This window comes from Prescottella agglutinans (assembly GCF_004011865.1).
Taxonomy (GTDB): domain Bacteria; phylum Actinomycetota; class Actinomycetes; order Mycobacteriales; family Mycobacteriaceae; genus Prescottella; species Prescottella agglutinans.
On the sequence record NZ_RKLP01000001.1, the window covers coordinates 469,922 to 491,042 of the forward strand.

A 21,121-nucleotide genomic window follows, 5' to 3' on the forward strand; every position below is an offset into this window, starting at 1 on the left:
CGACGTGACTACGTATCTGGTGGCGGGCGGAACGGGGGTCGCCGGCCGGTCCGTGGTGACCGAACTGGTGCGGCGCGGAGAATCGGTCCGCATCCTCAGTCGCCACGGCGGCACGAACGACGGCGCCCAGCACGCGGTCGGCGACATGGTGAGCGGAGACGGACTCGCCGCAGCACTGGACGGCGTCGACGTTGTCATCGACACAACCGACGGCAAGACACGAAGCACCCGTGACGTTTTGGGCTTGGGCGCGAGGAACCTGCTGTCGGCGGCCACGGCGGCGGGCGTCTCGCACGCGGTTCTGCTGTCCATCGTGAACGTCGACCGCGGGCGGTTCACGTATTACCGGGCCAAGACCCGCCAGGAGCGGCTCTACCGGGAGGCGCCGCTGCCGACGCACGTCGTGCGGGCGACGCAGTTCCACGAGTTCGTCCCCATGATCTGCGCGCCCTTCGCCCGGATCGGGATCGTTCCCGCCTTCACCTACACCCGGTTCCAGCCGATCGACACCTCCGACGTGGCCCGGGCACTCGTCGACGCGGCGGAGCAGGGGCCCTCGACCGAGCCGACCGTCGTGGGCGGCCCCGAGGTCCTCACGATGCGCGAGATGGCCACCGCGTGGAAGTCCGCCACGGGCAGGCGCGGACGGGTGACGAACATCCGCATCCCCGGCGACATGGGCGAGTTCTGGCGCAACGGCTGGAACCTGGTTCCGGACAAGTCATTCGGCACCGTCACGTTCGAGCAGTGGCTGGCGCAGCGCTGACCCGGCTCACCCGCCCGCGAACGGCGGCAGGACGTCCACCTGCGCGCCGACCGGACGGGCCATGTCGCGTGTGAGCTCCGAGTCGACGAGGTAGGCCGCCACCCCGAGAATCTTCTCCATGCGTTCGCCGTAGCGGTCGGCCAGCGCTGCCTGCAGATCCGCGAGATCGGCCCCGAGCGGCAACGACAACGTCTCGATGGACCGGTCGGCCGCCTCGGCCGCCGCCGCGAAGTAGCGCACCTCGACGGTGCACGTCGACTCGCTCACCGCGCCCACCGTCCCCGACACCTCAGCCACCGATCGCTCCCATGCTGCGTTGCGGTGGGACGAATCCCGCCGCGTTGATGCTGTGCCCGGCCCACTTGTTCCACATCGCAGCGCGCCACAGCTGCGCGAGCTCGTCGTCGCAGGCTCCAGCCCGCAGCGCGCCGCGCAGGTCCACCTCGCGGTCACTGAACAGACACGACCGGACGGTCCCCTCCGCGGTCAGGCGGGTGCGATCGCAGTCCGCGCAGAACGAGCGGGTCACCGACGCGATGATCCCCACCGTCGCGGGACCACCGTTCACCAGCCATTCCTCGGCGGGGGCGGACGGGTCGTCCCGGCCCACCTCGCGCAGGTCGAAGCGTTCACCCAGCACGTCGAGCAGGCTCTGCGCGTCCACCATGTTCTCGCGGGCCCACTCGTGGTCGGCGTCGAGGGGCATCTGCTCGATGAACCGCAGCGCACAGCCCGACTCCAGGCACCACTGCAGCAGATCGGCCGCACCGTCGAGCGTTTCGGACATCAACACCGCGTTGATCTTCAGCGGTGCGAGCCCGGCGTCCTGCGCGGCGCGGATCCCGGCGAGCACCGAGTCCAGGCGGTCGCGGCGGGTCAGTTCGGCGAAGTGGTGCCGGTCGATGGTGTCCAGCGAGACGTTCACCCGGGACAGCCCGGCCCGGGCGAGGGCGCCCGCGCGATGTTCGAGGCCGACGGCGTTGGTCGTCATCGACAGCGGAATCCCCGGCACCGCCGCCGCGCAGCCGGCGACGATGGTCTCGAGATCGCGGCGCATCAGCGGTTCGCCGCCGGTGAACCGGACCTCCCGGACCCCCAACCGGTGCACCGCGATGCCGACCAGTCGGACGATCTCGTCGGCGCTGAGCAACTGCCGCGACGGAATCGCCGGCAGCCCCTCGGCCGGCATGCAGTACGTGCAACGGAGCGAGCACTTCTCGGTGATCGACACCCGCAGATCCCGGGCGATCCGCCCGAAACCGTCCACCAGTTCGGGCACGTCGGGACGTCCGTCCATCGACGGACCAGTGGGCACGGTCGACGTCTCCGTCGCCGACGGCATCGTGGGAATGCCCACGTCCACCGCCGTCCGCGTGCGTGTCGCCGTCGTCATCCCACCAGTATGCCGCCGTCGACGCTCCCGAGTGCGCTGAAGATGCCTAGGATTGGCACTCATGGCACAGGCGCAGCGGCACTCAGGCCAGCGAAGCACCGCACGTTCCGTCGAGGACCATGCCGCCGACGTGACCGAACTGCTCGGACCGCTCCTGACCCGGCCGTCCGAGACCGTCCGACTCGCCGACGCGCTCGGCCGGGTCCTGTCGTACGACATCTCCTCCCCCGTCGACCTGCCGCTGTTCCGGAACTCGCAGATGGACGGTTTCGCCGTCGACGCCGCATCGATCGCCACGGTCCCTGCGACCCTGCCGATCGTGGCGACGGTGCCCGCCGGACCGGCCGAACCGGCCCCGCACGTTCCGGGGACCGCGATCCGCATCATGACCGGGGCGGTGCTGCCCCAGGGCGCGGATGCCGTTGTCCCCGTGGAGGACACGGACGTGTCGGACGGGAAGGTCACCGTTCACCGCTCGCGTGGGGTCGGCGACTTCGTCCGCGACCGCGGCAGCGACGTGCGCACCGGGATGCTGCTGCTGCCCGCCGGCACCGTGCTCGAGCCCCGCCACCTGGGGGTGCTCGCCGCGGTCGGGCTGGGTTCGGTGGCGGTCCGCGCCCGGCCCCGGGCCGCGGTCATCACGACGGGAGCCGAACTGGTCGACACCGGCACGACCCCGGGCCCCGGCCAGATCTACGACTCGAACGGCGTCTCGCTCGCGTCGAGCCTGCGCGCGAACGGCGTCGAGGTGGCGGTCCTCGACCGCAGCAGCGACGAACCGGACGCCTTCCGCGCGGCGCTGCGGCGCGCGGTCGCCCGCGCCGACCTGGTGATCACGTCCGGCGGGGTGTCGATGGGCGACTACGAGGTGGTCAAGGACGTCCTCGCCGAACTCGGTGCGCGGTTCGGTCCGGTCGCGATGCAACCGGGGGGGCCGCAGGGCCTGGCGCTGGTCGACGAGATCCCGGTCCTGACGTTTCCCGGGAACCCGGTCAGCACGATGGTCTCGTTCGAGGTGTTCCTGCGTCCGCTGCTGCGCCGGGCGGGCGGCCTGCCGCCGATCCCCCGCGAGGACGCTGTCCTCGACCACGACGTCACGTCGGTGCCGGGCAAACGCCAGTTCCTCCGCGGCCGCCGCACCGACTCCGGCGTCGAGGTGGTCGCCGGTCCGGGCTCGCACCTGGTGGCGGCGCTCGCGTGGGCGGATGTCCTGATCGATGTGCCCGCCGACGTCACCTCCCTGGCGGCGGGCGAACGAGTGAAGGTGTGGCCCCTGTAGTGACCGAGAACGACACGAGCGAACTGAGCCACCTCGACGGCGAGGGCCGCGCCCGGATGGTCGACGTGAGCGCCAAGACGGACACCACCCGCGTCGCGGTCGCCGCCGGCGAACTCGTCACCACCCCTGAGGTGGTGGCGCTGGTGCGCGCCGACGACCTGCCCAAGGCCGACGTCCTGTCGACCGCCCGGATCGCCGGCATCTCCGGTGCCAAGAAGACGTCCGAGCTGATCCCGCTGTGCCACCAGTTGGCGCTGTCCTCCGTGAAGGTCGAGTTCGGGTTCACCGAGTCGTCGATCACGATCGAGGCGACCGCGAAGACCAAGGGCCCCACCGGTGTCGAGATGGAGGCGCTGACCGCCGTCGCGGTGGCCGGGCTGACCCTGCACGACATGGTGAAGGCGGTCGACCCGGCCGCGACGCTCGACGGTGTCCGACTGCTCACCAAGGAGGGCGGCAAGCGGGGCCTCTGGCGGCGCGACGAGCCGCAACCCGCCCAGGCGCCCGCGGCCGTCGGCCCCGAGGCGCGCCCCGGATCGGCGACCGTGCTCGTCGCGTCGACCGGCGGCGCCCGCGGCACCCGCCCGGACACCACCGGCCCGGCCATCGTCGAGTGGCTCACCGCGCGCGGTCTCACCGTCCGCGGCCCGCTGGTCTACGCCGACGCCGACATCGCCGCCGGTCTGGCCGACGCCCTGTCCGACGCCCCCGCCCTGGTGGTCACCACGGGCGGGACGGGCGCCTCCCCCACCGATGCGACGCCGGAGGCGACCCGCGCCGTGCTGGACCGGGAGCTGCCCGGGATCGCCGAGGAGATGCGCCGACGCGGGACGAAGGTGACCCCGCACGCGTCGCTCAGCCGCGGGCTGGCGGGCCTGTCGGGTCGCACGCTGATCGTCAACCTGCCGGGCTCGCCGGGCGGCGTGAAGGATGGGTTGTCGGTGCTGGATCCGATCCTCGAGCACCTGCTCGCACAGATCGCCGGCGGGGGTGCGCACGATGCGTGAACCGCTGGCCCGCATCTCGGCCGAACCGCTCGATCCCGCGGCCGTCGACGCCGCCGTGGCCGGGCCCGAGCACGGCGCCGTGGTGGTCTTCACCGGGGTCGTCCGGGACCACGACGGCGGCCGGTCGGTATCGGCGCTGGAATACCAGGCCCATCCGGACGCCGAACGGTTCCTGCGGCAGTGCTGCGAGCAGGTGTCCGAGCGGACCGGACTGCCCGTCGCCGCCGTGCACCGTGTGGGGCAGCTGACGATCGGGGATCTGGCGCTGGTCGCGGCGGTCGCCGCACCGCATCGCGCGGAGGCGTTCGCGGCGTGCGCCGAACTGGTCGAACGGATCAAGGCCGAGGTACCGATCTGGAAGCGTCAGCGGTTCACCACCGGGGTCTCCGAGTGGGTGGGCCTCTAACCGACGGCGGCGCCCCAACCCGGTATGGTGGCAGGAACTGGACGCCCCTCGAAGGGCGTCCAGCGTCGTAGAACGCTTCTTTTCTCGAGCATGTCTTGCGGCGCTCGATCTTGCCCACCGGCAAAGTCGCCACCTTGTGCAGGCCGTGCGCCGGGGCATCTCGCGCCGCGGGCCTGCATGACGAATGCCCGAAAGGCACCGAGGAACTTGTCCACCAGCGTCACCTCCCCGTCCAGCGAGTCCGTGTCCTTCGCGGCCCTGGGCGTTCCGGCTCCGATCGTCACGGCCCTGGCCGACGGTGGGATCACCGCACCGTTCCCCATCCAGGTCGACACCCTGCCCGACACCCTGACGGGCCGGGACGTCCTCGGCCGCGGCAAGACCGGAAGCGGCAAGACCCTCGCCTTCTCCATTCCGCTCGCGGCCCGGTTGGCCGGCGGCAAGCGGCGGGCGCGCCGTCCCCGCGGGCTGGTCCTCGCGCCCACCCGCGAGTTGGCGACGCAGATCACCGCGACACTCGAACCGCTGGCGAAGGTCCTCGGCCTGCGGGTGACCACCATCTTCGGCGGCGTCTCCCAGCACCGGCAGGTGAACGCCCTCGAATCCGGCGTCGACATCGTCGTCGCGTGCCCGGGCCGGCTCGAGGACCTGATGAAGCAGGGCTTCGTCACGCTCGACGACATCGAGATCACGATCCTCGACGAGGCCGACCACATGGCGGACCTCGGGTTCCTGCCGGGTGTCACCCGCATCCTCTCGGCGACGCCGAAGGGCGGTCAGCGGCTGCTGTTCTCGGCGACGCTGGACAACGGCGTCGACAAGCTGGTCAAGCGCTTCCTGCAGAACGAGGTGCTGCACTCGGTGGACGAGGCGAACTCGCCCGTCGCCGCGATGACCCATCACGTGTTCGACGTCACCGGCGTCGACGTGAAGAAGGCGCTCGTGCACAAGCTGGCGTCCGGGCAGGGTCGACGCATCCTGTTCATGCGCACCAAGCACCAGGCGCGCAAGCTCGCCCGGCAGCTGACCGAGGCCGGTATCCCGTCGGTGGACCTGCACGGCAACCTGTCGCAGAACGCGCGCGACCGGAATCTCGCCGCGTTCTCGGAGGGCACCGCACGCGTGCTGGTCGCCACCGACGTCGCGGCCCGCGGCGTGCACGTGGACGAGGTGGAACTGGTGGTCCACGTCGACCCGCCGGCCGAGCACAAGGCGTACCTGCACCGCTCGGGCCGCACCGCGCGGGCCGGCAGCGCCGGTGACGTCGTGACGATCGTGCTGCCGGACCAGCGCAAGGATCTGTCGGTGCTGATGCGGAAGGCCGCGATCAAGGTCACGCCGCTGCAGGTGACCGCCGAGTCCGAGCACGTGATCCGGCTCGTCGGCGAGCCCGCGGCGCACGTGCCGCCGGCCCCGAAGGCGGAGAAGACCGAGAGCACCGGGCGCCGCGGCGGGCAGCGCCCGGGCCGCGGCGGTCGGGGCGGCCAGTCCCGGCAGAACGGCCAGGGCCGCCAGGAATCTCGCGGTAGTGGTCAGGGCCGCGGGGAGTCGCGCGGCAGCGGTCAGGGGTCGCGCAGTCGGGGCCCGCGCACCGAGGGCCGCGCGGAGGGCACCGGCGGCGGCTCACGCCGCCGCCGCGGCTGAGCTACCGGCTCGTAGATTCGGGTCGGACAGGACAGCGCACGTCGTCGCGTGAGGCAGTGCGCTGTCCGAAGCGGCCGATCGCGACAGGCGGTGGCGCACAGCGCGCGACAACGTCGACGACGGAGTGAGCCGTGTCACTCGGCGCATATGAGCTCCTCCGGTGTTGAGATGGCCATATGAGCGAGCACAGCGACGCCACACCGACTTCCGCCCGATCGTCGATCCCGGCTCCGCCACCGCCGTTCGGCGGCGAGATCGGCAAGACGTACCGGGAGTCGACGGCCGCGTGGCCGCAACTTCCCACCGCCGCGGAGAGCGCGCCGAACGTCGTCGTGATCATGCTCGACGACGTCGGGTTCGGTCAGACCTCGACCTTCGGCGGGCTCATCCCGACACCGAACCTGGACAAACTCGCGTCGGAAGGGTTGCGGTACAACCGCTTCCACACGACCGCCGTGTGCGGCCCGTCCCGGGCGGCGCTGCTGACCGGCCGCAACCACCACGATGCCGGCAATGGCTTCCTCATGGAGTGGGCGACCGGTTTCCCCAGCTACACCACCATGATCCCGCGCACCACGGCCACGGTCGCCGAGGTGCTGCGCGGCAACGGCTACTCGACGTGGTGGTACGGCAAGAACCACAACACGCCCGATTGGGAGACCAGCGTCGCCGGCCCGTTCGACCGGTGGCCGACCGGGATGGGGTTCGACTACTTCTACGGCTTCAACGCCGGTGAGACGCACCAGTACTACCCGGTGCTCTTCGAGAACACGACCCCCGTCGAACCGGACAAGGGGCCCGAAGAGGGGTACCACCTGATGACCGATATGACGGACCGCGCGATCTCGCGGATGCGGTACGCCAAGTCGGTCGCGCCGAACAAGCCGTTCTTCATGTACTTCGCGCCCGGCGCGATGCACGCCCCGCACCACGTCACCGAGGAGTGGCGCGACAGATTCAAGGGCGCCTTCGACATGGGTTGGGAGAAGTACCGGGAGATCGTCTTCGACAACCAGAAGAAGATGGGCATCGTCCCGCCCGATACCGAACTGACGCCGCGCCCCGACTGGGTGCAGGAGTGGGACTCGCTCACCGACCGACAGAAGCAGGTCTACTGCGCCCTGTTCGAGAACTACGCCGGCTACTTCGCGTACACCGACCACGAGGTCGGGCGCCTGCTCGACGCGATCAAGGAACTGCCCGACGCCGACAACACGCTGATCTTCTACATCGTCGGTGACAACGGCGCCTCCGCCGAGGGTGGGCCGGACGGAACACTCGACGAGATCAAGAACCTCTCCGGAATCGTTCCCACGATCGAGGAGATCATCGCCGACCTCGACAAGCTCGGCGGCCCGGAAACCGAACCGCACTACCCGATGGGCTGGGCGTGGGCCGGGAACACGCCGTTCCAGTGGGTCAAGCAAGTCGCCTCCCATCTCGGCGGATCCCGCAACCCGATGGTGGTCAGTTGGCCGGCGAAGATCACCCACGACGACGCCCCCCGCGACCCGTTCCTCCATCTCGTCGACGTCGCCCCGACGATCTACGAGGCCGCGCAGGTGACGATGCCCGACACTGTCAACGGCATCGAGCAACTCCCGCTGGCGGGCAAGTCGTTCCTCGCGAGCTTCACCGACCCGACGTTCGAGGGCCGGACGGACCAGTACTTCGAGATCCTGAGCAACCGCTCCATCTACGACGACGGTTGGAAAGCGAACGCCCAGCACACGTTGCCGTGGCGGCAGGACCTGGCCAGCGGTGACTGGGACAACGACCGGTGGGAGCTGTACCACTTGGAGGAGGACTTCTCGGAGGCACGCGACCTGGCCGGCTCGATGCCCGACAAGCTCGAGCAGATGAAGGCCCGGTTCGACGAAGCCGCGGAAAAATACCACGTGTACCCACTCGACGACCGCGGCGTCGCCCGGATGCTCCTCCCCAAGCCGACCGCGCCCGGCTCGGACCCGAAGGCGACGTCCTTCACGTTCTATGCGGGCGCGACCCGGCTCCCGGAGACCGCGGCGCCGTCGATGAAGAATCGCAGTTGGAGGCTCGCCGCCCGCATCGGTATTGACGGCGCCGCGACGAGCGGCGTCGTCATGGCCATCGGCGGTGTCGCGGGCGGAATGTCGCTGTACCTGAAGGACGGCGTGCCGACCTTCGACTACAACTACTACGGCGACCACACCACCGTGCGGGCGGCGCGGCCGCTCGCACCGGGCGACGCGGTCGTCGGTGTCGCGTTCGACTACGACGGCGGCGGCATCGGTAAGGGCGCCGACCTCACCCTGACGATCGACGACGCGACGGTCGCGGTGGGACGGATAGCAGCGACCGCCTTCGCCCGCTTCGGCGTCGACACCTTCGGGATCGGCGAGGACACCGGCCAGCCGGTCACCCCGGAGTACCGTCCGCCGTTCCGGTTCACCGGAACCATCGACCGCGTCGACATCGACCTGGGCCCGCTGGATCTCAGTCCCGAGGAGCAGCACACGGTGCACCACACCGAGATCAAGGCCGCCCGACGCCGGGAATGACGCGACCGGCGCAGGGGAACCGTCAGAAGCGCTCCCAGTGGATCGCGTCGGCAAGGTCCCGACGGTTCCGCCAGCCGAAGCGCTCGAGGTCGGGCACCTCCTGGAACTGGTCGACCTTGCCGACGCACAGCCAGGCGATCGGCCGGACCGGCGCGGGAATGCCGAGCAGTTCGGTGAGGTACTCCTCGTCGTAGAACGACACCCAGCCGACGCCGATGTTCTCCGCCGCCGCGGCGAGCCACAGGTTCTGGATCGCCAGCACCGCCGAGAACAGTCCGGTGTCGTCGATGGTGTGCCGGCCGAGGATGTTCTGGCCTCCGCGCGACGGGTCGTACGTGACGACGATGCCCGTGCCGCTCTCCCGGATGCCCTCGATCTTGATGGGGTCGAACGTCTTCCGGCGATCCTCCGGCAACGAGTCCGCGAACGCCTTGCGCCGGCCGGCGACGTGCTCGGCGAACGTGTCGAGGGTGTCGGGGTTGCGGACGACGATGAAGTCCCACGGCTGGGTGTTGCCGACGCTCGGCGCCGCATGCGCCGCGCCGAGCACGCGCTGCAGGGTTTCGTCCGGGATCAGCTCACCGCTGAACTCGGCGCGGACGTCACGGCGTCGGCGGATGGCTTCGTACACGGAAACGAGAGATTCGGTCACGACTCCACGGTAGCCGCCGCGAAAGTGCGGCCCGCCGGGGTCCGGTCAGGCGTCGACGGTGTAGCGGTGCACGCCCATCATGGTGCCGGTGTCCAGGCCCTCCGCCTCGGGCCCGGCGCACGCGGCGAGCAGCGCGTCGATCGACTCCGGGTCCAGGTCGGTGCCGATCACGACGAGTTCGGTGCACCGGTCCTCGCCCGCCTCCCACCGCTGCGGGTGGAACGCGATGTGGTCGCCCACCACCTGCAGCAGGTACTTCTGCTGGTGCCCGCGGACACCGAAGTACACGTAGCCCTTGATCCGGTACACGCCGGCGGGCTGCTTCTCGAGGAACCGGACGAGCCGACGCGGGTGCATCGGCAACTCCGACGTGAACGTCACGCTCTGGTACATCGCGTGGATGTGGTCGTCGTGGTGCCCGCCACACTCGCCGCACGTGTCGTCGGTGGCGGCGAGAAGCTCGTCGAACGTCAACTGCTCACCAGGCTGGGGCGCGCGACGCGGCGTCCGGTCGAACAGCAGGCCCGGATCCACCCGCCCCCGCGTGGTGGAGACCACCGCGGCCCGCGGATTGATCCGGCACACGTCGCCGAGCAGCGTGTCGTGGTCGTCGTCGCCGATGCGGTCGGTCTTGTTGAGCACCACCAGGTCCGCGATCGCGACGTGCTGGTCGAGTTCCGGGTGCCGCTCGCGACTGCTCCGGTATTCGGCCCCGTCGACGAGCATCACGAGTCCGCCGTAGGTGATGTACGGGTTCTCGCTGCCCAGCACGAGCCGAATCATGTTGCGCGGCTCCGCTAGACCGCTCGCCTCGACGACGATGACGTCGATCTCCGACGTGCGGTGCGCCAGCCGGTCGAGCATCTCGTCCATGTCGCTGACGTCCACGGCGCAGCACATGCAGCCGTTGCTGAGCGCCATCATCGAATCGACCTGTCCCGCAACCATCATCGAGTCGATGTTGACCGATCCGAAGTCGTTGACGATGACGCCGATCCGGGTCCCGCCGTTGTTGTGGAGCAGGTGGTTGAGCAGGGTCGTCTTCCCCGATCCGAGAAACCCGGCCACGACGACGACCGGGATCGATCGGGGAGCCCGCTTCTTCACCACCCCGACCTCCACGCCGCCGACAACACCGACGTGCAATCGTACTAGCTTCAGCACTGGGGCGATTCGACGAGATTGCACGCTGGTCGCCCCCGCACACCCGTGCGACTCCCCTGCGTCGAGAACCGGGGACCGACTCGGATCGAGGAGGCGATGATCCGACCGCCACGAGATTGCCGCGAGGCCCCACCGGCCGCCGTCGCCGCGACGTTGGCCGGCCTGGCGACCGTCGGCCCGTACTTCACCGTCACCACCGGGGAGCCGGCGCCGGGACCGTGGCGCCCCACCGGACGGCTGTACGACGACGCGGAGACCCTCGCCGCCGTGGTCACCCACGTGGGCGTGCAAATCGGCGCCGACGAGCGGCGTGTGGCCGCGTCGACCCTGTTCATGGGGTTCGCCGCGCGGCTGTGGTCGGTCACGCTCGGCGCGGTCGTGCGGGGCCGCTTGATCCCCGTCCTCGATCCCGAGCACCTGCTGTGGCACGAGGACCGCGGCCGGATCAGCCTCCACCTGCGCGAACCGCGCGGTTGGGAGGGCGGGGACCCCGTGGCACTCGTGCGGGACACGGTGCTCGAACAGCACCTGGATCCGCTGATCGCCGCGATCCGGGCGACCGAGCCGATGTCCGCGCACCTACTGTGGGGCAATGCCGCGTCGGCCCTCATCGGCACCGCCCGGGTTCTCGACGGCGAAACGGACTCCGACGCAATCCGTATCGCCGAGCGGATCCTCCGCGACCCCCGGTTGGCCGAGACCCTCGAACGGGCGCCGTCCGGCTACCGGCGCCGCAGCTGCTGCCTGTTCTATCGCACCACGGTCTCGGGCTACTGCGGCGACTGCCCGCTCGCCCGCCCCCGGTGATCCCCCGCCCGCGCGGTCGCGGAGGGGTCACGGGTGCGACCTGGGCCACACTATGGCGAACGACCAGTTTTCGACGTGCCTCACACCACAAATTGCACTACAGTTCAAAAAGTTGCCCCTCCCCCCTGGGCAGCAACGGCGCTCGCCCGGCGATTCCCCCCCCTGCCCGGGCGAGCAGTCGGGTGGTGGCGTGTGAGACAACTCCACGCCACCACCTGGCACCGTCTGCGAGGATTCGCCGATGATCCTCGAGCACGCACCACTGCAGGTGAGGCCCGGACACACCGCCGAGTTCGAGGCAGCGTTCGGTCGGGCGAAACAGATCATCTCCGGGATGCCCGGCTTCCGACGCCTCCGCCTGTCCCGCTGCATCGAACGCCCCGACGCGTACCTGCTCCTCGTCGAATGGGACACCCTCGAGGCGCACACGGACGGATTCCGGGGCTCACCCGACTACCGGGAGTGGCGCCGGCTGCTGCACCACTTCTACGACCCCTTCCCCACCGTCGAGCACTACCAGGATGTCGACTCGGCCTGACAGCGCACGAAATCCCGTCGCCCGCGACCGCGACCTCGGCCAGGATGGCGTCCATGGAATCGGTCGTCGACATGAACGAAGCCGACGCGGGCGAACTGCTGACGCTGCAGCGCGCCGCGTACATCACCGAGGCTCAGGCGCACGACGATGCGCATCTGCCGCCGCTGAGGCAATCTCTCGCGGACCTGGCGGCCGAATTGCGGGACCCGAACGTCATCGCCCTCGGACTGCGCGACGGGCACTTCCGCCTCGTCGCGGCGGTACGCCTCCACATCGACCCCATCCGCCCGCACGTCGCCGAACTAGGGCGCCTGGTGGTGGCCCCGGACCTCCAGGGCCACGGGCTGGGAAGCCGGCTCCTCACGCTCGCGGAGCAACGCGTCCCGGAGTCGGTGACGACGCTGCGACTGTTCACCGGGGAACGCAGTGCCGGGAATCTTCGCCTCTACGCGCGGTTCGGCTACATCGAGTCCCACCGCACCGCGACGCCGGGCGGCTACGACCTGGTCCACCTGGCCAAGACCATGCGCTGACAAAAAACTCCGGGCCACGATCGAATGATCGTGGCCCGGAGTTTCGGAGTGGAGCTCAGGGGACTCGAACGACCCGGCGCGTCCTCGACCGGCTCGATCAGGAATCGATCGTCCTCGGTCGTCTCGACGATGGTGAAGACGGATGCCCCACAGTGGCGAATGCGATAAGTCGGCTACCCGGACGGCTCCTTCTCTCCTGAGCGGCGCGGAGAATCTGATCGGTACCCTCGCGGGCATGGGGGAATTGTTGGTGCTGATCGCCATGGTCGGCCCGTTGGCGCTGTTCGGGTGGGCGGCTATTCAAGCGAAGCGCCGCGGGCTTGGGGGGTCGTTCGTCGGGCCGTTTCAGGAGATGTTCGATCCCGGCGCGGCGCGAGCACAGATCGTCATCGAGGAGATTGCGGGGCTGCCGGATCCTGCGGATTCCGGCGACCCGGACAACGACGACGATGCGCCGTACACAGTGGTGCATGAGGGTGTTCGGCTCAACATAAACCCTGGTAGCGCTCGGCGGCGTGGCCAGCAATGAGCCGAGTAGCGTCGAAAGCTGCTGCCCCGCAGATATCGATACCTCCCGACGGGGCAACGGCCCGCCGCATGCCATCCGCCCGAACACACAAAAACTCCGGGCCACGATCGAATGATCGTGGCCCGGAGTTCGGAGTGGAGCTAAGGGGACTCGAACCCCTGACCCCCACACTGCCAGTGTGGTGCGCTACCAGCTGCGCCATAGCCCCGTGTTGAGTTGTTCTCCGCGCTTCCGGAGTGACTCCCTCGCGCTGAAAGAAAGTTACACCACCGCCGACGTGGACAACAAATCGCCTGGTCAGAGGCGTTGAGCCCGGTGGTGGCCGACCCCGGTCGGGCCGGCCACCGGGCACGTCCTACTGCGACACCTGGGAAACCCAGTTCTCGTCGGCGAGGGCGTCGATCACCTGACCGTTGTGGACGACGGCCGGGGTGCCCGTCGCACCGGAGGCGGCGAGAGCGGCGCGGCCCGTCTCGGCGTCCGCAGCGGCCTGCTGCATCCGCTCACCGCTGGTGATGCAGTTGACCGCCGCCTCGTTGGCGCCGGCATCCTTCGCCAGCCGCGCGAGGTCCTCGTTCGACAGATCCGACTTGCCGTTCTCCGGCGGCTGGTTGGCCGGGGAGAACAGCTCGCCATGGAACTTGGAGTAGGCGATCGCGTCACCGGTCTGGGCGACGCACTGCGATGCGGCGACGGCGCGGGTCGAGTAGTCACCGCTGGCCGAGAGCCGGTTGAGGAAGTTGAGGATGTGGTAGTTGACCGCAAGCTTGCCCTCGTCGATGGCCTGCGCCACCTCCTGACCGTGCTTCTCCTCGAGCTGCGCGCAGAACGGGCACATCGGGTCCTCGAACATGTCGATCGTGTTCGTCACGTCGGGAAGACCGAGGCGCACCACACCGGCGTCCCCCATCGTCACCTGGACAGCCGAGTTCTGCACCGCTCCGTAGCCGGCATTGCGCGGCTCGTCGCTGCTCTTCGTCAGCAGGATGCCGCCGATCACCAGCGCCGCGATCACGACGATCGCGAGACCGCCGACGATGTACGTGGCCTTGCTGGAGGTCGGCTGGGGGTTGTACTTGACCGACTTCGGTTTCTTCGAACTCACTTCGTGTCCTTCGTCATGGGTGTGAGATCCGTTCGGAACTGACCGGAGTGCCCGCCACGGGACCGTGTGCAGGCACTACTCGGCCCCTACTCTGCCACCGTCGCCTGAGCGGGCACTGAGAACGGCGCGCGAGACCGCGGCCCCAGGGACAGGGGGCTGCGCGGGAAGATCACGAGCCACACCGCCAACGCCAGGAATCCGACATCTCGGGCGATCTCCCGCGCGTAGTCCCAGGAGTCGACGTCCGCGGCGCCGCCCCCGCCGAAGCATCCACAGTCGATCGACAGGCCCCGCGCCCACGCCGAGATGATCACGCCGATGAGCACGAGCAGCATCGCGCTGGACGCCACGGCCACCACGCGCACCCCGAGACCGATCACCAGGAACAGGCCGAGGGCGATCTCGAACATCGGCATCGAGTACGCCACCGGCCGCACCAGGTCCTCCGGCAGCAACTGGTAGGCCCGGACCGCGACGACGGTCTGCGTGGGATCGATGAACTTGATCCACCCGGAGACCAGCCACACGGCGGCCAGGCCGAAGCGCGCGAGGAGGCTCACAATGCGTATCCACACGCCCCACACGCTACCGAACAGGTATGCCTGCGCTTTCTAGATCAACCGCGTTTTCCCAGCTAGGTTCTGTTTCGTGAACGCTGCAACACCGGGCATCGACTCCATGCCGCACGACTTCGACCACACCCACGCCGACGTGTCGGGAGGCTGGCTGCGCGCAGCCGTGTTCGGCGCGATGGACGGCCTGGTCACCAACACGTCGCTGATCGCCGGCGTCGGCGGCGCGGGCGTCGCCGCGCACACCGTCGTCCTCAGCGGCGTGGCCGGCCTGGTGGCGGGCGCGTTCTCGATGGCGCTCGGCGAGTACACCTCGGTCAAGACGTCCAACGAACAGATCGACGCCGAGGTGCGGGTCGAGCGGCGGGCGCTCCGCCGGCACCCCGAGGCCGAGGAGGCCGAACTGGTGGAGACCTTCACCGCGATGGGCATGAGCGAGCAGACCGCCACGGCCGCCGCGGCGGAGGTCCACGCGGACGCCGAGCGGGCCGTCGAGATCCACGTCACGCACGAGCTGGGCGTGAACCCGAACGAGAAGCCGTCGCCGCTGGTCGCGGCCGGGTCGTCGTTCGTGATGTTCGCGATCGGCGCGATCCTCCCGCTGCTCCCCTACCTGTTGGGCTACGAGTCGCTGGTCGCCGGGCTCGCCGTGGGCGGTGTCGGGCTACTGCTCGCGGGCGCGCTCGCGGCGCACTTCACCGCCCAGTCCAAGATCCGTGGCGCGGTCCGGCAGCTGCTGTTCGGCACGATCGCCGTCGCCGCCACCTATCTGGTGGGCGCGCTCATCGGCGTCGGGGTGCCCGGCTGAGTCGTCCGCGTCGCCGGGACCGTCCGGCTCGTCCCCGAGTCGGCCCTTGGGCGCGAAGATCCACAGCAGGATCGGCAGCAGCATGACGGCACCGGTGACCGTCCACGCGGCACCGAACGACCAGCGCTCCGCGAACCACCCCGCGACGAGCGGGCCGGCGAAGGCACCGACGTCGTTCATCATCTGGAACACCGCCAGGAGCGGGCCGCCGCGCCGCTGGGAGCCGATGACGTCGGCCACCGCCGCCTGCTGCGCCGGGCCCATGATGCCCGAACCGACGCCGCACACGGCCGTGGCGAGATAGAAGAGGACGATGTTGTCGGTCTGCCCCATCGCGATCGTGGCCGCCCCGCAGATCGCCAGTCCGATCAGCACGAACGGCTTGCGGCCGATGCGGTCGGACAGGCGGCCGGACCGCATCAGGACCGCGGCGTTGCCGAGCGCGAACACGGTCAGCGCGATCGCCGCCGTCGCCTCGTCGCCGTCGAGGACCTCGACGACGAACAGCGGCACCAGCGAGATCCGGACACCGAAGATCACCCAGCCGGTCACGAGGTTCGAGCCGAGCGACGCCCGGAACATCGACGACCGCAGGCCCTCGCGCAGCGTCATCGTCCGCAGTCCGCTCTCGCCCTCCGGCTCGGCGAGGTGCGACTTCCGGAGCGCGAAGTACACGACCGACGCGGCGACCAGCAGCGCCACCGCGTAGATGACGAACGGAACCCGCAGCCCGAACTTGGACAGTGCACCGCCGAACAGCGGACCGGTGATGGTGCCGATGAGGAACGCCGCCGAGTACACCCCCGACACGCGGCCGCGCCCGCCCGGCGGCGACATGCGGATCAACAGTCCCAGCGCGGAGACGGTGAACATCGTCGAACCGATGCCACCGAGCGCCCGGAACACCAGCAGTTGCCAGTAGTCGCTCGCGAACGCGCACGCGCCCGTCGAGCAGGCCGTGATGATCAGCCCGGACAGGTAGGTGGGGCGCTCGCCGATCTTCTGCACCAGCGAACCGCTCATCGGTGCGAACAGCAGCCGCATCAGCGCGAAGGCGCTGATCACCGCGCTGGCGGCGGTGACGCCGACGTCGAAGCTGCGCGCGAACTGCGGCAGCGCGGGCGCGACGATGCCGAACCCGACGGCGACGATGAACGCCGACACGACCAGCACCCAGATCTCCTTGGGAAGCTTCGTGTCGGTGCTCGTCGCGGAATCAGTCGAGTTTCTCATCGCCGACGAATGTATCGGCGACGCGCGAGAGCGAATCAGGCAAGTCCCAGTGCCCGGGAAACGACGTCCTGCGCGGCGGCCTGCACCTCGGCGAGATGCTCGGGGCCACGGAAGGATTCGGCGTAGATCTTGTAGACGTCCTCGGTGCCGGACGGCCGTGCCGCGAACCACGCGTTCTCCGTGACCACCTTGAGCCCGCCGATCGCGGCGCCGTTTCCGGGCGCCGTCGTCAGCGTCGCGGTGACCGGTTCGCCGGCCAGCTCGGTGGCGGTGACCTGCTCGGGCGAGAGCTTCGACAGGACGGCCTTCTGCTCCCGCGTCGCCGGGGCGTCGATCCGGGCGTACGCCGGATCGCCGTGCTGGCGGGTGAGCTCGCGGTACCGCTGGGACGGGCTCTGCCCGGTGACCGCGGTGATCTCCGCGGCCAGCAGCGCCAGCAGGATGCCGTCCTTGTCGGTGGTCCACACGCTGCCGTCGTGCCGCAGGAACGACGCCCCGGCGCTCTCCTCGCCGCCGAATCCGAGCGAGCCGTCGAGCAGACCCGGCACGAACCACTTGAACCCGACCGGCACCTCCACGACCGGGCGTCCCAGCCCGCCGGCGACGCGGTCGATCATCGACGAGCTGACGAGGGTCTTGCCGACCTTCGTCGTCGGAGTCCACCCGGCGCGATAGGTGTATAGGTAGTCGATCGCGACGGCCAGGTAGTGGTTCGGGTTCATCAGGCCGCCGTCGGGGGTGACGATGCCGTGCCGGTCGGCGTCGGCGTCGTTGCCGGTGGCGAGGTCGAACCGGTCGCGGGCGGCGATGAGCGACGCCATCGCGTGCGGTGACGAGCAGTCCATGCGGATCTTGCCGTCGCCGTCGAGAGTCATGAACCGCCACGTGGCGTCGACCAGCGGGTTGACGACGGTGAGGTCGAGGTGGTGCCGTTCGGCGATCGCCGCCCAGTAGTCGACGGACGCGCCGCCGAGCGGGTCGGCCCCGATGCGCAGCCCGGACGCGCGGATCGCGTCGAGGTCGAGCACGCTGGGCAGGTCGTCTACGTAGGCGGCGAGGAAGTCGTAGCGTCCCGCCGCCTCGAGCGCGCGCACGAGCGGCACCCGCCCGATGCCGGACAGACCGGAGCGCAGCAGGTCGTTCGCCCGGTCCGCGATGACGGCGGTGGCGTCGCTGTCTGCTGGGCCGCCGTGCGGCGGGTTGTACTTGAAGCCCCCGTCACGAGGCGGGTTGTGAGACGGAGTGACGACGATGCCGTCGGCCCGCCCGGTCGGGGCGGAGACGTTGTGCCGCAGGATCGCATGACTCACCGCGGGGGTGGGCGTGTACCCGTCACGCGAATCGATCACCACCGCAACGCCGTTCGCGACCAGCACTTCGAGCGCGGTCGCCCAGGCCGGCTCGGACAGCGCGTGCGTGTCGCGGCCGAGGAAGAGCGGGCCCGTGATGCCCTGCGCGGTCCGGTATTCGACGATGGCCTGCGTGGTCGCGAGGATGTGGGCCTCGTTGAACGCCGAGTCGAGACTCGAGCCGCGGTGTCCGGAGGTCCCGAATACCACCTGCTGCAACGGATCGGACGGGTCCGGGGTACGCGTGTAGTACGCGGACACCAGGTGTGCCAGATCCTCCAGATCCCCCGGCAACGCCACCTGTCCCGCACGTTCGTGCACCATCGACCCCTCGCCTCCGTCATGCTGAAAAAGCTTCCGTTCCATCGTGCCAGGGGCGGAGGCTACCTGCCGGTTCATCGGGCTCAGCCGGTGAACCGAAACCCCAACCAGGCGAAACCGATACCGACGACGAGGCTGACCGTGACGTACAGCACGGACGTGACGGCTCGATGCACCCGCGCGAGACCGGCGGCCTCGTTCGCGAACGTCGAGTAGGTCGTCAGGCCGCCGCAGAAACCGGTGCCGAGCAACGCGAACACCGCGGCCGGCAGCGTCGCCCCGGCGAGCAGTCCGAGGATCAGGCAACCGAACACGTTCACCACGAACGTCGGGACGGGAAAGCTGCCGTACGAGTGCAGATGACGGCCCGCGAGGTAGCGGACCGCGGCGCCGACGCCGCCGCCGAGCGCGACCCACAGCACGCTCACGCCGCCTCCCCCCGCCGGCGCGCGTGCAGGTACTCGCCGATCCCCATCCCGATGCGCGCCGCGATCAGCGCGGGCAGCAGCGTCGCGAACACGTAGAGCACCGCCGACCCCGGGTTCTGCACGACGTCGACGGCGAACGTCGAGAAGGTCGTGAAGCCGCCCAGGACACCGACACCGAGGAACAGGCGCCACAACCGGTCCGGGCCCACCATCGCCGCGAGTATCCCGAGGAGCAGGGATCCGACGATGTTGATCGCCGCGACCGTCCAGATTCCGGGGAACTCCCGGGAGAGGAGGAAACGAACACTCGCGCCGATCGCGCCGCCGAGTGCCACCACGACCAGCGCCCGCCCCTCCACCATCATCTCGCTCCCGTCCGTCGCCGTCACCGGGCCGGGCCTGCAGATCGCGTCCGCCCGCGCGAACCAGGTGTCCTCGCCCGCATGATCATCGCAGCGACGAAGTAGCGGCACGGCGATTGTCCGTCGTTGGCGAAGCGGTGCGGGGCGTCCGCCTCGAAGTACAGCGTGTCACCGGCGTCGAGCGTCCACGATCGATCGCCCACGTCGACGGTCAGTTCACCATCGACGACGTGGACGAACTCGTGCGAGTTGGGCGCATACGCGGGGAACTCACCGGCATCGCAGCCGGCGGGAAGCACGATCTCCATCCATTCGAAGTTCACGCCCGGAACCACCGGGGTGAGGACGCGTCTGGTCCAGCCGCCGTCCTCCTCCGCGACGTCGTGGTCGGCCGATCGCCGGAGCACGGTGCGATCCCGCTCGTCACCGGTGATCAGTGCCGCCAGGTCCACGCCCAGACCGCGCGCGATCCGGTCGAGCACGACGACGGTGGGCGCCTTGGCCCCCCGCTCGATCGCCGAGATCATGCTCACGCTCACGTCCGAGCGGGCGGCCGCCTCGGCCAGGGTCAGATCCGCCGCGCGCCGCGCCTGCTGCACGCGAGCGCCGAGAGCCTCCAGATTCATGTGCTCTATAGTAGTTGCAATTCAACCTCTATAGAAGAACTGAGAGGTAGTCATGCCGGAAATCGCGGTACGTCCCGCCTGGCCCGCCGACCTGGTCGACATCGCGTCGATCTACGGGCACTACGTCAGTGCCACCACCGTGACGCTGGACGAGACACCGCCCGACGGTGCGGCGTGGGGCAACCGCTACTGGGCGCTCGCCGAGCGCGGGCTGCCGTTCCTCGTGGCCGAGGCGGACGGGCGGGTCGCCGGGTACGCGTACTGCGCGCCCTGGAAGACCCGGTCGGCCTACCGGTACTGCGTCGAGGAGTCGATCTACCTGGCTCCGTGGGCCACCGGACGACGGATCGGCGGCGCGCTGCTCGACCGCACGCTCGACGAGTGCGCCCGCATCGGGATCCGTGAGGTGATCGCGGTGCTGACGTCCGAAACCGGTGCACCCGAATCGAGTTCGTTCCACCTGCACCGGAGTCGACGCTTCGAGGTGGCGGGACGACTGAAGGGCGTCGGGTTCAAGAACGCGACGTCGATCGACACGGTCATCATGCAGCGGGCGCTCACCGGTCCCGACCGGGCGGGGGTCGCGCCGGGAACGCGCCGCTAGCCCAGACCCAGATACAGGTCGTGGGCCGCGGCACGGCCGGGCCGATACCCGACGTCGAGCCTGTGCCCGCCGGGCCGCAGTTCGTTCACCTCGGCCCACCGGTGCATCGCGCCGAAGGTGTCGGCGATCGTGGACTCGTCCCCGAGGTGCCGGTGGTGCAGGTATCGACCGGCCGGCGCCTTCGCGATGCTCCACCCCTCCGGCAGCGACGCGGGCAGCGCATCGACGACCACACCGAGGACCTCGCGGTAGTCGCCGTCGCCCAGGTCCGTGCCGAACTCCACGAAGACATCGTCGGGACCGGTCAGCAGATCGCTGCGACGGGCGAAGACGCGCGCCCACGCCTGCGGAACGACGACGGCGAGTTCGGCGAACGGCGCCACCACCTCGATCCCGACGATCGTCGCCGACGTCCGCTCCACGATCCGCACGACAGTCTCCCCTCGACCCGACGG

23 protein-coding genes, 1 tRNA gene and 1 pseudogene are annotated in these 21,121 nt (G+C 69.8%); 12 read left to right on the top strand and 13 right to left on the bottom strand.

All coding sequences use genetic code 11. From position 1 onward, the window contains the following. The first annotated feature begins 4 nt into the window (after positions 1–4). A complete protein-coding gene (locus EGT67_RS02200) occupies positions 5–766 on the top strand; it encodes an SDR family oxidoreductase (RefSeq protein ID WP_127914387.1) in 762 nt (253 codons plus the stop codon). Between the two features lie 6 nt (positions 767–772). Here the strand turns inward: EGT67_RS02200 and EGT67_RS02205 are convergent, their stop codons facing one another. Then, positions 773–1,063, bottom strand: a complete 291-nt coding sequence (locus EGT67_RS02205) for a MoaD/ThiS family protein (protein ID WP_241565850.1) — start codon at positions 1,061–1,063, stop codon at positions 773–775. After that, entirely contained in the window at positions 1,056–2,159 is a 1,104-nt protein-coding gene (gene moaA / locus EGT67_RS02210) for a GTP 3',8-cyclase MoaA (protein WP_127914388.1), read from the bottom strand. Before moaA ends, EGT67_RS02205 begins: the two co-directional genes overlap by 8 nt. Positions 2,160–2,220: 61 nt before the next feature. On the opposite strand from moaA, the gene EGT67_RS02215 reads away from it, so the two are divergent. The 5 genes from EGT67_RS02215 to EGT67_RS02235 all read left to right on the top strand — a co-directional run bounded on the left by EGT67_RS02215 (position 2,221) and on the right by EGT67_RS02235 (position 9,035). Continuing rightward, entirely contained in the window at positions 2,221–3,438 is a 1,218-nt protein-coding gene (locus EGT67_RS02215) for a molybdopterin molybdotransferase MoeA (RefSeq protein ID WP_127914389.1), read from the top strand. Positions 3,439–3,494: 56 nt separating this feature from the next. After that, positions 3,495–4,445, top strand: a complete 951-nt coding sequence (gene moaCB / locus EGT67_RS02220; RefSeq protein WP_241565873.1) for a bifunctional molybdenum cofactor biosynthesis protein MoaC/MoaB — start codon at positions 3,495–3,497, stop codon at positions 4,443–4,445. Continuing rightward, complete coding sequence (locus EGT67_RS02225) at positions 4,438–4,851, top strand: molybdenum cofactor biosynthesis protein MoaE (RefSeq protein ID WP_127914391.1); 414 nt, start codon at positions 4,438–4,440, stop codon at positions 4,849–4,851. Before moaCB ends, EGT67_RS02225 begins: the two co-directional genes overlap by 8 nt. Before the next feature lie 177 nt (positions 4,852–5,028). Further along, complete coding sequence (locus tag EGT67_RS02230) at positions 5,029–6,495, top strand: DEAD/DEAH box helicase (protein ID WP_127914392.1); 1,467 nt, start codon at positions 5,029–5,031, stop codon at positions 6,493–6,495. A 176-nt stretch (positions 6,496–6,671) separates the two neighbouring features. Then, positions 6,672–9,035, top strand: a complete 2,364-nt coding sequence (locus tag EGT67_RS02235) for an arylsulfatase (protein ID WP_127914393.1) — start codon at positions 6,672–6,674, stop codon at positions 9,033–9,035. Positions 9,036–9,057: 22 nt separating this feature from the next. Here EGT67_RS02235 and bluB read toward each other — a convergent pair whose 3' ends face one another. Both bluB and EGT67_RS02245 read right to left on the bottom strand, forming a co-directional pair. Next, a complete protein-coding gene (gene bluB / locus EGT67_RS02240; RefSeq protein WP_127914394.1) occupies positions 9,058–9,687 on the bottom strand; it encodes a 5,6-dimethylbenzimidazole synthase in 630 nt (209 codons plus the stop codon). 45 nt (positions 9,688–9,732) lie between these two features. Next, complete coding sequence (locus EGT67_RS02245; protein ID WP_127914739.1) at positions 9,733–10,797, bottom strand: CobW family GTP-binding protein; 1,065 nt, start codon at positions 10,795–10,797, stop codon at positions 9,733–9,735. A gap of 150 nt (positions 10,798–10,947) precedes the next feature. On the opposite strand from EGT67_RS02245, the gene EGT67_RS02250 reads away from it, so the two are divergent. The 4 genes from EGT67_RS02250 to EGT67_RS02265 all read left to right on the top strand — a co-directional run bounded on the left by EGT67_RS02250 (position 10,948) and on the right by EGT67_RS02265 (position 13,258). Further along, the gene (locus EGT67_RS02250; RefSeq protein ID WP_127914395.1) at positions 10,948–11,658 is read left to right on the top strand and encodes a (2Fe-2S)-binding protein; all 711 of its coding nucleotides are present in this window, start codon (positions 10,948–10,950) and stop codon (positions 11,656–11,658) included. A 241-nt stretch (positions 11,659–11,899) separates the two neighbouring features. After that, complete coding sequence (locus tag EGT67_RS02255; RefSeq protein WP_127914396.1) at positions 11,900–12,196, top strand: antibiotic biosynthesis monooxygenase family protein; 297 nt, start codon at positions 11,900–11,902, stop codon at positions 12,194–12,196. Between the two features lie 53 nt (positions 12,197–12,249). Beyond that, positions 12,250–12,729, top strand: a complete 480-nt coding sequence (locus EGT67_RS02260; RefSeq protein ID WP_127914397.1) for a GNAT family N-acetyltransferase — start codon at positions 12,250–12,252, stop codon at positions 12,727–12,729. A gap of 235 nt (positions 12,730–12,964) precedes the next feature. Further along, a complete protein-coding gene (locus tag EGT67_RS02265; protein WP_241565851.1) occupies positions 12,965–13,258 on the top strand; it encodes a hypothetical protein in 294 nt (97 codons plus the stop codon). A gap of 135 nt (positions 13,259–13,393) precedes the next feature. On the opposite strand, the gene EGT67_RS02270 is transcribed toward EGT67_RS02265, so the two are convergent. The 3 genes from EGT67_RS02270 to EGT67_RS02280 all read right to left on the bottom strand — a co-directional run bounded on the left by EGT67_RS02270 (position 13,394) and on the right by EGT67_RS02280 (position 14,938). Next, a tRNA-Ala gene (locus EGT67_RS02270) sits at positions 13,394–13,466 on the bottom strand. A 147-nt stretch (positions 13,467–13,613) separates the two neighbouring features. After that, entirely contained in the window at positions 13,614–14,363 is a 750-nt protein-coding gene (locus tag EGT67_RS02275) for a DsbA family protein (protein WP_127914398.1), read from the bottom strand. An 86-nt stretch (positions 14,364–14,449) separates the two neighbouring features. Next, a complete protein-coding gene (locus tag EGT67_RS02280) occupies positions 14,450–14,938 on the bottom strand; it encodes a DoxX family protein (RefSeq protein WP_127914399.1) in 489 nt (162 codons plus the stop codon). 103 nt (positions 14,939–15,041) lie between these two features. Here EGT67_RS02280 and EGT67_RS25250 point away from each other — a divergent pair, with 103 nt between their 5' ends. Beyond that, on the top strand, positions 15,042–15,743 hold the full coding sequence (locus EGT67_RS25250; RefSeq protein ID WP_241565874.1) for a VIT1/CCC1 transporter family protein: 702 nt from the start codon (positions 15,042–15,044) through the stop codon (positions 15,741–15,743). A 45-nt stretch (positions 15,744–15,788) separates the two neighbouring features. Here the strand turns inward: EGT67_RS25250 and EGT67_RS02290 are convergent. The 5 genes and pseudogenes from EGT67_RS02290 to EGT67_RS02310 all read right to left on the bottom strand — a co-directional run. Further along, positions 15,789–16,976, bottom strand: a pseudogene (locus EGT67_RS02290) (MFS transporter); the annotation flags it as partial. 35 nt (positions 16,977–17,011) lie between these two features. Beyond that, entirely contained in the window at positions 17,012–18,649 is a 1,638-nt protein-coding gene (gene pgm, locus EGT67_RS02295) for a phosphoglucomutase (alpha-D-glucose-1,6-bisphosphate-dependent) (protein ID WP_127914402.1), read from the bottom strand. Positions 18,650–18,729: 80 nt separating this feature from the next. After that, positions 18,730–19,074, bottom strand: coding sequence for a fluoride efflux transporter CrcB (gene crcB, locus EGT67_RS02300; RefSeq protein WP_127914403.1), 345 nt, complete (start codon positions 19,072–19,074; stop codon positions 18,730–18,732). After that, positions 19,071–19,436: a fluoride efflux transporter FluC gene (locus tag EGT67_RS02305; RefSeq protein WP_127914741.1), complete on the bottom strand. Its 366-nt coding sequence runs from the start codon at positions 19,434–19,436 to the stop codon at positions 19,071–19,073. The genes crcB and EGT67_RS02305 overlap by 4 nt, the downstream gene beginning before the upstream one ends. A gap of 23 nt (positions 19,437–19,459) precedes the next feature. Further along, the gene (locus EGT67_RS02310) at positions 19,460–20,062 is read right to left on the bottom strand and encodes a helix-turn-helix domain-containing protein (RefSeq protein ID WP_127914404.1); all 603 of its coding nucleotides are present in this window, start codon (positions 20,060–20,062) and stop codon (positions 19,460–19,462) included. Between the two features lie 52 nt (positions 20,063–20,114). Between EGT67_RS02310 and EGT67_RS02315 the strand changes: the two genes are divergently transcribed. Further along, on the top strand, positions 20,115–20,666 hold the full coding sequence (locus tag EGT67_RS02315; RefSeq protein ID WP_127914405.1) for a GNAT family N-acetyltransferase: 552 nt from the start codon (positions 20,115–20,117) through the stop codon (positions 20,664–20,666). Here EGT67_RS02315 and EGT67_RS02320 read toward each other — a convergent pair. After that, entirely contained in the window at positions 20,663–21,097 is a 435-nt protein-coding gene (locus EGT67_RS02320; RefSeq protein ID WP_164877461.1) for a GyrI-like domain-containing protein, read from the bottom strand. The two genes, EGT67_RS02315 and EGT67_RS02320, sit on opposite strands and share 4 nt — an antisense overlap. Positions 21,098–21,121: the final 24 nt, after the last annotated feature.

Bases quoted from the DNA above. Each gene is read 5' to 3' on its own strand.
- moaA (WP_127914388.1), bottom strand. From the start codon at position 2,159: ATGACGACGGCGACACGCACGCGGACGGCGGTGGACGTGGGCATTCCC.
- EGT67_RS02215 (WP_127914389.1), top strand. From the start codon at position 2,221: ATGGCACAGGCGCAGCGGCACTCAGGCCAGCGAAGCACCGCACGTTCC.
- moaCB (WP_241565873.1), top strand. From the start codon at position 3,495: ATGGTCGACGTGAGCGCCAAGACGGACACCACCCGCGTCGCGGTCGCC.
- EGT67_RS02225 (WP_127914391.1), top strand. From the start codon at position 4,438: ATGCGTGAACCGCTGGCCCGCATCTCGGCCGAACCGCTCGATCCCGCG.
- EGT67_RS02230 (WP_127914392.1), top strand. From the start codon at position 5,029: ATGACGAATGCCCGAAAGGCACCGAGGAACTTGTCCACCAGCGTCACC.
- EGT67_RS02235 (WP_127914393.1), top strand. From the start codon at position 6,672: ATGAGCGAGCACAGCGACGCCACACCGACTTCCGCCCGATCGTCGATC.
- EGT67_RS02250 (WP_127914395.1), top strand. From the start codon at position 10,948: ATGATCCGACCGCCACGAGATTGCCGCGAGGCCCCACCGGCCGCCGTC.
- EGT67_RS02255 (WP_127914396.1), top strand. From the start codon at position 11,900: ATGATCCTCGAGCACGCACCACTGCAGGTGAGGCCCGGACACACCGCC.
- EGT67_RS02260 (WP_127914397.1), top strand. From the start codon at position 12,250: ATGGAATCGGTCGTCGACATGAACGAAGCCGACGCGGGCGAACTGCTG.
- EGT67_RS02265 (WP_241565851.1), top strand. From the start codon at position 12,965: ATGGGGGAATTGTTGGTGCTGATCGCCATGGTCGGCCCGTTGGCGCTG.
- EGT67_RS25250 (WP_241565874.1), top strand. From the start codon at position 15,042: ATGCCGCACGACTTCGACCACACCCACGCCGACGTGTCGGGAGGCTGG.
- pgm (WP_127914402.1), bottom strand. From the start codon at position 18,649: ATGGTGCACGAACGTGCGGGACAGGTGGCGTTGCCGGGGGATCTGGAG.
- EGT67_RS02305 (WP_127914741.1), bottom strand. From the start codon at position 19,436: ATGGTGGAGGGGCGGGCGCTGGTCGTGGTGGCACTCGGCGGCGCGATC.
- EGT67_RS02310 (WP_127914404.1), bottom strand. From the start codon at position 20,062: ATGAATCTGGAGGCTCTCGGCGCTCGCGTGCAGCAGGCGCGGCGCGCG.
- EGT67_RS02315 (WP_127914405.1), top strand. From the start codon at position 20,115: ATGCCGGAAATCGCGGTACGTCCCGCCTGGCCCGCCGACCTGGTCGAC.